At 63.3% G+C, this 11645-nt stretch carries 8 protein-coding genes; 2 read left to right on the forward strand and 6 right to left on the reverse strand.

Annotated elements, in window-relative coordinates:
* Positions 1–9: 9 nt before the first annotated feature.
* The gene (locus ACWNZ3_RS05420) at positions 10–3057 is read right to left on the reverse strand and encodes an ABC transporter transmembrane domain-containing protein (protein ID WP_496901468.1); all 3048 of its coding nucleotides are present in this window, start codon (positions 3055–3057) and stop codon (positions 10–12) included.
* Positions 3058–3161: 104 nt separating this feature from the next.
* On the opposite strand from ACWNZ3_RS05420, the gene ACWNZ3_RS05425 reads away from it, so the two are divergent.
* Positions 3162–3530 carry a DUF3307 domain-containing protein gene (locus ACWNZ3_RS05425; RefSeq protein ID WP_269362110.1) on the forward strand — a complete coding sequence of 123 codons (369 nt, stop codon included), beginning with the start codon at positions 3162–3164 and terminating at the stop codon, positions 3528–3530.
* A 26-nt stretch (positions 3531–3556) separates the two neighbouring features.
* Here ACWNZ3_RS05425 and ACWNZ3_RS05430 read toward each other — a convergent pair whose 3' ends face one another.
* From ACWNZ3_RS05430 to ACWNZ3_RS05450, 5 genes are all read right to left on the reverse strand, one after another.
* Positions 3557–6712, reverse strand: a complete 3156-nt coding sequence (locus tag ACWNZ3_RS05430) for an ATP-binding protein (RefSeq protein ID WP_496901469.1) — start codon at positions 6710–6712, stop codon at positions 3557–3559.
* Between the two features lie 126 nt (positions 6713–6838).
* Complete coding sequence (locus tag ACWNZ3_RS05435; RefSeq protein WP_496901471.1) at positions 6839–7831, reverse strand: catalase family protein; 993 nt, start codon at positions 7829–7831, stop codon at positions 6839–6841.
* Positions 7828–9477 carry a Dyp-type peroxidase gene (locus ACWNZ3_RS05440; RefSeq protein ID WP_496901472.1) on the reverse strand — a complete coding sequence of 550 codons (1650 nt, stop codon included), beginning with the start codon at positions 9475–9477 and terminating at the stop codon, positions 7828–7830. The genes ACWNZ3_RS05435 and ACWNZ3_RS05440 overlap by 4 nt, the downstream gene beginning before the upstream one ends.
* Positions 9474–10418 (reverse strand): hypothetical protein, encoded by a 945-nt coding sequence (locus ACWNZ3_RS05445; protein ID WP_496901473.1) that lies wholly within the window; start codon positions 10416–10418, stop codon positions 9474–9476. Before ACWNZ3_RS05445 ends, ACWNZ3_RS05440 begins: the two co-directional genes overlap by 4 nt.
* Positions 10418–11116, reverse strand: a complete 699-nt coding sequence (locus tag ACWNZ3_RS05450; protein WP_496901474.1) for a hypothetical protein — start codon at positions 11114–11116, stop codon at positions 10418–10420. The genes ACWNZ3_RS05445 and ACWNZ3_RS05450 overlap by 1 nt, the downstream gene beginning before the upstream one ends.
* Positions 11117–11276: 160 nt before the next feature.
* Between ACWNZ3_RS05450 and ACWNZ3_RS05455 the strand changes: the two genes are divergently transcribed.
* Entirely contained in the window at positions 11277–11615 is a 339-nt protein-coding gene (locus ACWNZ3_RS05455; protein ID WP_496901475.1) for a hypothetical protein, read from the forward strand.
* Positions 11616–11645: the final 30 nt, after the last annotated feature.

Below are 11645 nucleotides of genomic sequence, written 5' to 3' on the forward strand. Positions count from 1 at the left end.
GCCCCGGTGTCAGACGTAGCCCGCGACGACCTGCAGGATCTTGTAGGCGGTGCCCGCGTCGTTCTCGACCACGGCGAGGAATTCCTCCGCGCCGATGCGCAGGCAGGAGAGGTCGGAGGCGGCGCGCATGTCCAGGGCGCGGGGGACGTTGCGGATCAGGCCCAGCTCGCCCACCAATGCCCCCGGGCCGGAGGTGGTGATCAGCCGGTCTTCGGCCCCTTCCTGCGGCAGCAGCAGATCGGCCTCGCCGGACAGGATGAGGTAGGCACCGTCGCCCGGATCATCGTCCTTGCGGAACACGTAATCCCCCGCTTTCGCATCGTACCAGCGCGCGCCGAAGGCCAGCAGGCGCAACTGCTTGCGCTCTAGACCGGCAAAAAGATCGGTGCGTTCAAGGGCGCGCAGCTTGCGTGCCAGATCGGCGCTGACCGTCTGATCGGCGGTGTCCTCGACCTGGCCTGCCAGCGACGACAGCCGGCCCTGTTGCACGACAAAGCGCCGGTCGAACGCCTCGCTGTCCTCGAAGGCCGCGGAGAGGCAGATGATTGTCGTATCGGGCAGCAGGTCGCGCAGACGGTCTTGCAGACCCTGCCGCTGTTCCGCGCCATAGCTGGCCAGCACATTGTCCAGCACAAGCACATCGGGCCGTTTGATCGCGGCGCGGCTGAGGGCCAGCGGTTCGCTGAGCTGTGCGGGCAGGTTCGCGCCGCCGATGCTGAGCGGCAGGTCAAAGAGCAGATGCAGCACCGCGCTTTCCAGCCCGGCCTCGCGCAGCTGGGTTGTCACCAGGGCCTGTACGACATCGCTTTCGGCGCCGTCGCGGATCTTGCCGAACAGGACGTTCTCCAGCACGGTCATTCCTTCGATGGGGGCTGTCACGTCCAGCGGCTGAAACACCCCGGCCATGCTGTCGCGCAGGGCGGCACCATGCCGGTCGCGCATCTGCAGCACGCGGTTGATGATGTCCTGCGGGAAGGCGGTGCCGATCTTTTCCGCCGGGATCACGAAAGGCACGGCCAGAAGCTGCGCCTTCTGCGCGATGGTCAGCGGTTCGGCGCGTCTGTGGCGCGGCAGCAGGTCCAGCGCGGCGCCATATGTTTCCGGGTCCAGCCCCAGCTTGCGGAACAGCGGGTGATCGGTGCCGTCATGGCCGAAAATCTGGCGCAACAATTCGACAAGATCCGCGGCAAGGTGCAAAAGGTCCTGTTCCAGATCCAGTTGCTGCAAGAGGTCCATGAAGTCGGTTTGCTGCGCCAGCAGCGCCGCCGTGACCGGAACGCGGGGGGTGGCAAACAGCAGGTTCTCCGCCACCGCGAGCGTGGTGGTATACTCCTGCGGGTCGAAAAAGCTGATATGGCCCGGCAGGTCCGCTTCCGCGATGGACTTTGCCAGAGGCGCGCGCAAATCGACAAGGGCGGCGGCAAGGTCGGGGTGCGCCGCGCTGTCGAGCCTTTGTTCCATCGCGCGGCGGAACAGCGTGTCTTCGATCCCCATGCCGCGCACCAGGCGCATCCACCAGGCACTGAGTTCGGCAAAATCTCTGGCCCCGCCGACCGACATGTCCAGCCATTCTGCCGCAATCGGGTCGGTGCTGTTGCCCGTGCGCAGGCTTTCAAAGGCACGGTTGTCCTCGATCTGCGCAAGGGGCGCGCGGCGCAGGGCCATGTTGATGTTTTCGCCCAGATTCCCCTGAAACAGCACCGGGTTGGAGGAGGCATAGCCGATCCGGGCCGCAATCGTGGCCTGATGCAGCTGGTCGAAAGCATGACCGGCAATCGTGACGCTGCCGCTGACCGGCATCACCTCGCGGGTCAGCAGGGCCGCCAATGCCCGGCGGTCCTCTTCGCTGGCGGCGCTGATGGCCACAGTGCTGCCCTTGGGGAAAGTGGCGGTGATGCTGTCCAGCACGGCATTGCCTTCCGCATCCTCGACGGAGACGGCGTTGAGTTCCAGATCGCCGGAAAGTGACGGCAGATCCTCGGGGAAGCCATCGAACAACCGGTCGTCGATCATGTCGGCGGGGGCGAACCTTTCGGTGATCGTCTCCCAGCGCACGGCCATGTCCTGTGACTGGTTGTAATAGGCCAGCAGTTCCTTCCAGGGGCTCGCCAGATCCTTGTAGGCCGCAAGGGCGGCAACCAGGGCACCCACGGTGATGTCGCCGGTGATCGCGAGGTATCCGCCGATGCTGTAAAAGAAAAAAGGCGTCAGTTGGCCGATGAAGTTGTTGAGGAACTTCATGAAGAACTTCTTTTGGAAGATCTCGAAGCGGATCACGTAGAGCTGGCCGAGCCGGTCCGAGATCAGCGCCAGCCGGTAGCGCCAGCCACCATTGGTGCGCAGCGTCGCGGCCCCTGCGGCGCTTTCGCCGATTTCGGCGGCCAGCGCCCGGACCTGGATCACACGGCTTTTGTTCAGCAGGTTGATGCGCCGCTGCAGGCGCGGGATCAGCCAGGCCTGAAGCGGGATCAGCGCGCAGGCGGCCAGCCCGAAAGCCACGCTTTGCAGGAACAGGAAGACCAGGATGGTCAGCATCTGCCCGGCCTGCAACACCGGCTGCGCCACCGCATCGCCCATCAGGCCGCCCATCGGTTCGGCCTCTGACGTGACCATGGAAACCAGCTCACCCTGGCTGGTGCGTTCGAAATAGGGGGCCGGAAAACGCAGGATGCGTGCAATCAGCGTATAGCGCAGCCGTCTGAGCAGACGTTCCGACAGCACGCCTTTCATCGTGTTGATGCGCATCTTCATGATCCCGTGCAGCAGCACGGAGACAAGGAACAATCCGCACAGGATCATCAGGAAGGAGACCTGACCGATGTCATATCCCAGCACCACCACCCGTTCGGAAGAGGCGCCGATGGCATCGTTGATGATGCGCTTGGGCAGTTCAAGGGTCAGGTAGAGCAGTGGAAAAAGGGTCAGCGTGACCAGCAGCAGGATAAGCTGATCGCGTTTTGAATACTTCCATATGAAGGAAAACAGGGAGCGTTCGATCGGAAATTTCCACTTTGGTTTGCAGGCGGGCCGGTTTCTTGCAGGGCAGATCCCGCTCAAAGGGTAGCAAGACCGCCTGCATCAGATCAAATCATTTGCGGTGGCGGGGGAGCAGGTTAAGCTGTTACCACTTCGGAGGGAAATCTGTGACGCATGAAATGCAAATGGTGTTGATTCTGCTGACCCTTCTACAGGTAAAGCACCTGTTTGCGGATTACTTTCTGCAGACCCCGCGCATGTTGTCGGACCGGGCGCGCTATGCGCATCTGGGCCGGGTCCAGCATGCGGGTGTCCATGCGGGGCTGTCGCTTGTGGCTCTGTTGCTGGTCGGGGTGGGGCCATTGTTTGCGCTGGTGATCTGCCTCGTGGAAGGGGTGGCGCATTTCCACATCGACTGGATCAAGGGCCGCCATGCGGAAAGCTCGGGCAAGGGGCCGGATCAGGCGGGATACTGGCATGCCTTCGGCGTGGATCAACTGATGCATCAGCTGACCTATGTTGCCATGCTCTGGGCAGTGGTGGCCTGCGGTTAGGGCGCTGATCCGAAGGGGGCAGTACATCAGCCGATTGCGGCCAGGTCATCCCTGATGCGGTTTTCCATCAACGACCAGCGGATCTGGCCGACGGCATGCCGCGCCTCCTCAAGGGCAGCTCTGGCGGCATCCTTCTTGCGTTTGGACAGCAGCGCCATGCCCTTGCCATGCAGCGCCTGGGCAACCACGCCGGTCATGCCGACGTCGCGGCCCATCTCCAGCGCCTGTTCGAAATGCGCCAGGGCGCGGCTTTTGGCAAAAGGGGCCTCGCGCAGCAGGAACATCGCGTTCCGCGCCAGCATGCCGAGGCCGGGTTTTTCGTCACCCCGCGCCAGCATTAGATAGATCGTCCCGAGCGAGATATGCGACATCGCAGCGCCATGGCTGTTGCCCACCTCCAGCGCGCGGTCGATGGCACCCCGCAGCCATGCCACGCCGCCACCCAGATCGCCGCGCAGGGCCTTGGCCAGTCCGATGGGACCATCGACAATATTGGCAACGCCACGATATTCCAGCTGCAAACCGTCCTCATAGACCGCGTTCAGCAGCTTCTCGCCGCCCTCGGGATCGCCCTGCATGACCATGGACAGCCCCTTGAGCCCCAGGCTGACCATCTGGTCGACCTTGCCGCCGGCCGCTTCGGCTCCCTCGCTGGCATGGCGGATCGCGGCATCGAAATTCTCCGAATAGGCCTCGTTGAAGGCCATGCAGATCGCGCCATAGCCAACCGCGCCTGGAAAATTCTCTGCCTTGCCAAAGTCATAGAGCCGCTGACCCTCTTCCAGCGCCTGATCAATGTCGCCCCTGATCGAATGGCTCCAGGTTTCGTAGAATTCCAGGTAGGTGCGATAATAGGGCTGCGCGTTCTCGCCCCAGAGGTCGTTGATCCGCGTGCTCAACGCGCGCACCTTGTCCCAATAGCCCGGACCGGGGGCAGAGCAATGCATGACCATCAGGCCAAGGCAGCCATGGGTGATCGCATCGTCGTCGCCGCTGCGCTCGCCGATCTCGATGGCCTGCTCGAACAGTTTTTCGGCGGATTTGAAGTGCTTGTTCTGGCAATAGGCGGTGCCGGCCAGCGCCAGGATGCGCGGATAGGTCGGATGCCCCTCGATCCGGTCGACACGGGCGCGCTGGGTCTCGAACAGGGTCACGATCCGCCCGAATTCGGCACGCCACTGCTGGACCTCGAACCATCCTGAAAAAAGCTCTCCCATCAGCGCCGGGTCCGGATCCAGCTTGAATTCCTCGGTCAGTTCAAAGGCGCGGGCAAAGGAGGTGCCCGCCACCTCCAGCGAGAACAGGTTGAGGTTGCGGCTGCCGGCGGCGATCAGATGGGGCACCGCCTTGGCCGGCATTTCAGCCTCGTCGAAATGATAGGCCAGCGCCTCCGCCGTCTCTTCGGCACGGTTGGAGAACCGATGTTCCAGCGCCTGCGCGATCCTGGCGTGAAGGTCGCGCCGCTGGCCGCGCAGCAACGTGTCATAGATCGCGTCCTGCACCAGCGCGTGTTTGAACTGGTATCCCGATCTGGTGGGCAGAATGACTTCGGCCGCGACCGCTTCCTCCAGCAGGGCAGGGTTGAACGGCGCTGCCCCGGCCACGATGCCATGCGCCATCTCGGCGTCAAAGCGCCGCCCGATGGCAGAGGCCGCCTGCAACAGCTTGCGGCAGGCGGGGCCGAGCTTGTCAAAGCGGGCCATCACCATGTTTTGCAGGTTGGTGGGCAGCACGATGTCCCCCGACAGGGGCGCGCCTGCGTCGATGCTTGCCTGACGTTGCAGCAGGAACTTGGCGATTTCCTCGGCGTAGAGCGGGTTGCCTTCGGCCTTTTCGATGGCCAGGGCGGCCAGTTGATCGGCCTGGTCGGATCCGGCCAGCACCGCCTTGATCAGGCCCGACACCGCTGCCTCGCTGATCGGTTTGGGCAGGATGCGGGTGGCGCGGGCATGCATCAGCCAGGCCTTCTGAAAGCCGGGCCTGCAGGTGCCCAGGATCATCAGCGGCACATCGCTCTCAAGCGACAGCAGCCGTTCGATGATCTGCAGGGTGCCGGGATCGGCCCAATGCAGGTCCTCCACGATCAGGACCAGGGGGCGTTCCCGGCTGGCATTCAGGATCAGGTCGATGATCACCTGGCGGATGCGCGCCCCGATCATATCGGCGCTTTCGCCACGCATCGGCGCGCCCTCACCGGATTTGCCCAGCAGGGCCATCAGGTAGGACCGGGTGGTGTCAGGCTCCAGCTGCAGCCGCGCGATCAGGGCATCCACTGCCGTTTCGGCCTCGGCCGCGGTGGATTGCGCCTCAAGGTTCAGGGCCGTGCGCAGGATATCGGCAAAGGGCAGAAAGGGCACCGTGGTGCCATCCGCGCGGCAATCGCCCTTGAGCACCCGCACCTTGTCCTCCGGCAGGGTCTGCTGGAATTCGTGCACAAGCCGTGATTTGCCTATCCCCGGCTCGCCCTGGATGCCCGCCAGGGTGATCTGACCGGCAAGCGTGCGCTGGAACACATCCTCAAGCTGCGCCAGTTCGAGATCGCGGTCCACAAGCCGCGACAACCCGCGCGAGCGGGAGGCCTCGAACCGCGAAATCCGGTGGCGCACCTCCGTCAGAGCGTAGATCCGCACCGGCTGCGCCTTGCCCCGGACCTCATGCGGGCCGAGATCCTGCACGCTCACCTGCCCCTCGACCAGCAAAAAGAGGTCGCGGGTGATCAGCACCTGTCCCGGCTCGGCCAGCCCTTCGAGCCGCGAGGCGACATTGGCGGTGTCCCCGATAATGGTCACATGCGCCTTGTTCCGGTGGCCCACGTCGCCGACCACCAGAGGGCCGCAATGCACCCCGACACGGACCTGAGGTGCCGCACCATAGGCGCGGGTCATGTCGGCCTGGGTTCCGGCAATCACCTTCTGGATGTCCAGCGCCGCCTGACAGGCGCGCAACGGGCCGTCCTCAAGCCCTTCGGTCACGCTGAACAATGCCATGATCCCATCGCCGCGGAATTCGCCGATGGTGCCTTCCTGCGCGTGGATGGCCGCCTGCATCTTGGCGGTGACATCCTGGATCATCTCGAAGGCCATCTCTTCGCCGATCTTCTCGGCAAAGGACGTAAATCCCACGACATCGGCAAAGAGCACCGTGCCACTGCGCTTCTGGCTGTTGACGGTATCGACTGACATGTAACCTGTTCCCCGCGCCAGTGTTGCGCGGCGCGCCTCTCAGTGCAAGGCATCAGCGCGGATTGGCGCAACCTTTGTCAGGCAGGCGCAGGGTTTTTCAGCTGCATGGTTGAATCGGTCCTCTGCCTACTCCGGGGGTGGGGCGGCGCGGCCCGCGGCGGCTTTTCTGCGGGCGTCCTGCGCGGCGGCATAGATCGCCACCCGCGCCCGGTTGATCGCGCCCATCGGGTAATGTTCCTCCGATGCATGACCGGGCGAGAAGGCAAGGTCGTTTTCCATCTCTGCGGGTGCCTCGACCGGCTGGCCGGAGGGAATGCTGATCTCTGCCAGCGGCACAAAGCGGGCACCCTGTTCCTCCCAGTCCACGCGCGGATTGTCGATGGGCTGGGTCTTTGGCGTATTGCGCAGGATCACCCCGAAGGAAAACAGCCCCGGCCCCCAGGCCAGCTGCGTCTTGAGCGCGTGGCGCCTGCCGTCCTTGCCGCGAATGCGCGGGGCTGGGCGGTTCGGGCCGATCGGCATGACCTTGTATTTCACCACCTGTTCAGGGCCCAGCCGGTAGGGTGTCGTGCTCCAGTAGCTTACGCTGAGCGGGGCATTGGCCCGGCGCAGGGCCAGCCGCAGCAGGACAGGCAGCAGATGCAGGTTGCGCAGCACCAGAAGCCCCATCCTGAGCTTGCCCATCAGGTTCAGCTTGGCTTCCATGAAGGCCGCATCAAAGGGGATATAGGTGCGCAGGTCGCCGATCACGAAGACCGGGCTGTCGATAAAGATGAAGTCCTGCACCGCCACGCCCGCGTCATCGCGTGGCGCGCTCGGCATGGGGACATCCAGCACCTTGACGGCCATGCCATGGGTGTCGCGCTTGTCATCGCGCTGCATGGCACTGTTGGAGAAGCGGATGATCGCGTCAAACCGGCCCGGTTTTGCGAACAGACCGACGCGGCATTCCTCGGGCAGGTGGTCCAGCACGGTAAAGGTGGCGCGCAGGTCCGCGACCCCCTTGCCATGTTCGGAACGCTGGGCGGGGGTTGGGCTTTCCCTGGCAAAGGCAAGGTTGATATCGACCAGCGCCTTGATCTGCTCGGGTTCGGAGATGTTCGGGGGCAGGTCGGTCATGTGGGGTCCACCACGCCAAGGGCAATCATGTTGAGGGTGTTGAGGCTGGGGACAAAGAAATATTCGCCGCCCCGTGTTTCGATGAACTGGGGCAGTTCGTTCATCACCCAGGGGGTGTCCTCCCCCTCCGGATCGGCCTGGATCATGAATTTCGAGCCCGGCTGGTGGTAGCCCAGCAGCGGGCAGGTGTCATTGCCCGCGTTCAGGTCGAGCCCATAGTTCATCCATTGTTGCAGGACGAATTCGAATTGGCGGAACAGGTTTGCGCAGATGGCGATGAAGATCACGCCGCGTTCGGTCCTGTCGTCGGTATTGTCCGGCTCGAATGCGCCATAGGGCAGGCCGCGCCGCAGGATGCGGCGGCGGTTGGTCAGCGCCGATCCGGTCCAGTCGCGCGGATTGGCCGAAGCGATGCGCGGATCCAGCATGTCGCGCATGTTGCCGCGCCGGATATGCGCCGAAATCGGACAGCTGACGCCGACCTGATCGTCGCGGTACCTGAAGTTGATCATCTGTTCGTTCCAGGCATCCAGCCGCGCCTGCTCGGCAGTGGTGCGGGCGCCGGATTTGTTCCGGATCGCGGGAATGTCGGACCATGCCGCGTCAAAGCGCAGCATGTCTGCATAGGTGGGGGCCGCCATCAGCGGCACGCCATTGGGCCAGCGCCCGACCATCTTTGCCTTCAGCGTCAGGCGCGCCTCCTCCTGCGGGACGCCGTGCACATCGGCATAGATGGCGGCTTGCTTGTCGACATAATCGTGAAACAGGCCGACGTTTTCATGCAGCTTGCGGAACGCGAGGAAGGTGCCGTTGAACATGAACCTGGGCGGCCGGGTCGAAAAGGGGATCTGCTGGGATTCATCCACATGGCCAATCAGGAATTCGCCCGTTGCCAGCGGTGCCCATGTCTGGTCCGGCATGATCTTGCCCCGGCCCTTGACACGGCGGGCTTCGACCTGCGGAGGATACTGGCCGGCAAAGACCGGGTTGCCGATCCCGTCCTCGAAGCCGAAATGTTCCTGGGCGTCGATCATCATGGTGCCGTCGCCGCGCGGCACCAGCCTTGCGCCCCCCTGCTGATAATCGCCCGAGCCATCCTTGTTATGCCCCGTGAGCAGCGTCATGCCCTCGCCTGCGCCGAGATTGCGCAGCCAGTCGGTCATCTCTTCCAGCTCGGGCACCGGCGTGCCGTCGGGCAGCATCCGGGCATTGAGCGTGACCAGAACGTGAATGTCGCGGCCGGGCTCCTTCTCGATCGGTGCGCGCCAGACCGGGTCCCAGTTGTGATGCCCGCTTGGGCCGGTGTCGGTCAGGATATGTTTGCGCGGGGCCATGCCGTCGATGAATTCACGCGGGAATTGCGACAATGTCTCGGTGGGCAGGTCCAGCACCCGCAGCCCTTGCCAGGTCAGCGCGATGTTCAGCGTCACGGGCGGCGGCGCAGGCAGGTTGCCGTGGTCGTCTTCCCAGGCGTGGCGCCAGCGTTCCGACGTGGTAACCCGGGGGTGCAGGGCGGCCAGAAACCTGCGCCCGGCCACAGCCTCGTGGATGTGAAACAGAAAGTAGCGCGCATGGGGAAAGCCGTAGCGGCCATAGGCGCGGACGATGTTGCCCTGGATGTCGCGCAGGTCCAGCGTCTTGCTCATTTGTTGCCGCCATCCGACCAGAGCACACCCGGCTTCTGGCGCGGCCCGTCGACATCAAGCGGCCTGTTGGTCTCGCAATAGGCATCAAAGGCCCTGCGCAGCTCCGCTCCGCCCTTGCCCAGGTTGTCGATCCCGAATTGCAGGAAGCTCTGCTGCACATGAAGTGCCTTGAGGATCGAAGGCAGATCGCTGTCGGGTGCTGCCGGAAATGGCGTCAGGCCGAACCTGGCCACGATGGCGATGTTCACAGCCACCAAAGCGAACGATGTGGTGAAAAACAGGCTCCAGCCGCCGCCGGGCCAGAAGCCCCAGTGCAGCGCCATCACGGCCAGCACGACCATCAGCGCAGAGGCTGCGGCCATCCAGCGGGTCGGGCTGGGCATCTTGGGCTCATAGGTCCAGTAATCGTTGAAGGGCAGGTTGGTATGCACCTGGCCCTGCTTCACGAATGCAAAGAATGTCGCGGCATCGCGCACATCGCCAAAGCCGTCGCAATGTCGGTAGAGCATCCGCAGCTCTGCAGCCATATGCACCCAAAGCCCGTCGGTATAGGCCCTGAGCGCGACCTCGCTGCCATCGGGCGCGTCGAAATCGGCGGCAAGCACAAGGTAGGCATGGGGCAGGGCGTCCACCTCCTCGGGAATGGTCAGCTGAACATTTTCCAGCAGGTCGATGATCGGGTTGGAGGGGCGGCGCCCGTTGTAATGCAGCGTGTCGATCATGAAGAGATGCGCGAAATGGGTGCCCGGCACCCGCGCAAAAGGGCTCATCAACCCGCTCTCGGCGCTGAAATGATCCTGTTGGGCTGTCGGCAAAGTCGCCAGCATGTGCCGCACATGGTCAATGACCGAACGCCTAACGCCATCCACCATGACAAAGGCGTCGCGCTGGAGCGGGGCCATCACGGTGAGGAAGTAATGGCCTGCATCATAATTCGCCATCAGATGCCTCCCCTCTGGTCGTCTTCATATGGGGTAATGCCCGGCGGCAGCCCCCGCCATTCCGCGTTGACGCCCTCCTGGCGCAATTCCTGCGCCCGTTCGGTCGGCAGGCTGGAGACCACGCCGGGGCCCGGTGCGCCAAGGTCGTTCTGGATGGCGGTGAACATGCGGTTGTATTCCTGCTCGAAGGCGATGGGATCGAGGTAGGGCCGGATCTGCGCAAGCGCCCGCACCGCGCGCCAGACGCGCAGGGCCGCGACGACATCGCGTTTCGCGGCACCGGGGGTCGCGTTGTAGTAATAATCCGTGTTGATCTGGTTGTCCCTGATGTAGCGCTGGAACGGCTGCAGCGGGATCGAACCGGGATAGCGGTAGTCGCGGAACCACGCCAGATCCAGCATATAGGGGATGCCGTCGGAAAAGGCGTCGATGTACTGGTCCCAGGTTCCGTTGAAGTTGCTGCAAAACAGCGTGTAATCATAATGCAGCCTGGGAGCCGCGCGCCCGAAACGCGGCCAATCCTGCCGTTTGATGATGACCCAGCGGGCAAAGTGGATCACCGACAGGCCGCGCAGACCCGCCATCAGCACCGGAAAGGCGCGCACCACGACAAAGATCAGCGATTTGACCCAGCCATTCAGCCGGGTTGTCGGGGTTACGACGTTCAGGCAATAGGCTTTGCCAGCCACATTCGACATGAAACGACTTCCCTCAATAGTAGTATAAAAGCCCGAGTATTGGCGTGGCGTCAGCCATGCGTCAATGACCTTGGTCCATGCCCGCCGCATTGATCGCTTGATTTATTATGTTGTCTCTTTATCGTCATGGTTGAATTTTACCGATGCAACGGAGGTGTGGATGACGCGGGTGATACACAGCAAGGCGTTGGCATCGGGTGGCATTTTCATGTGCATTTCCGCCGCTTTGCATGTCTTTGCGATCTTTGTCGCCGGGTTCTACGTCTCTGCGATCCTGCTGTTGCTGGTGGGGCTGGCCTATGCCGCGATTGCGCGCAGCCTGATGTCCGGCTCTGAGCTTTGGGCCAAGGCCAGCTTGTTCATCATGGCGGCTGGGATCCCGGCGGCATTGCTGATGATCTGGCTGCATGCCGCGGTGCCGCGCTGGTGGCTCTGGCCGATTGTCTGGGCCGATGTCGGTGTTTTCCTGTCACTTGGTTTGTATGTCTGGCGGCGCTGACGCCGGTTTGTTTTGTTTTTGATTTAAGAA

The sequence above is a fragment of the Sulfitobacter sp. IGS-18 genome (assembly GCF_059628195.1).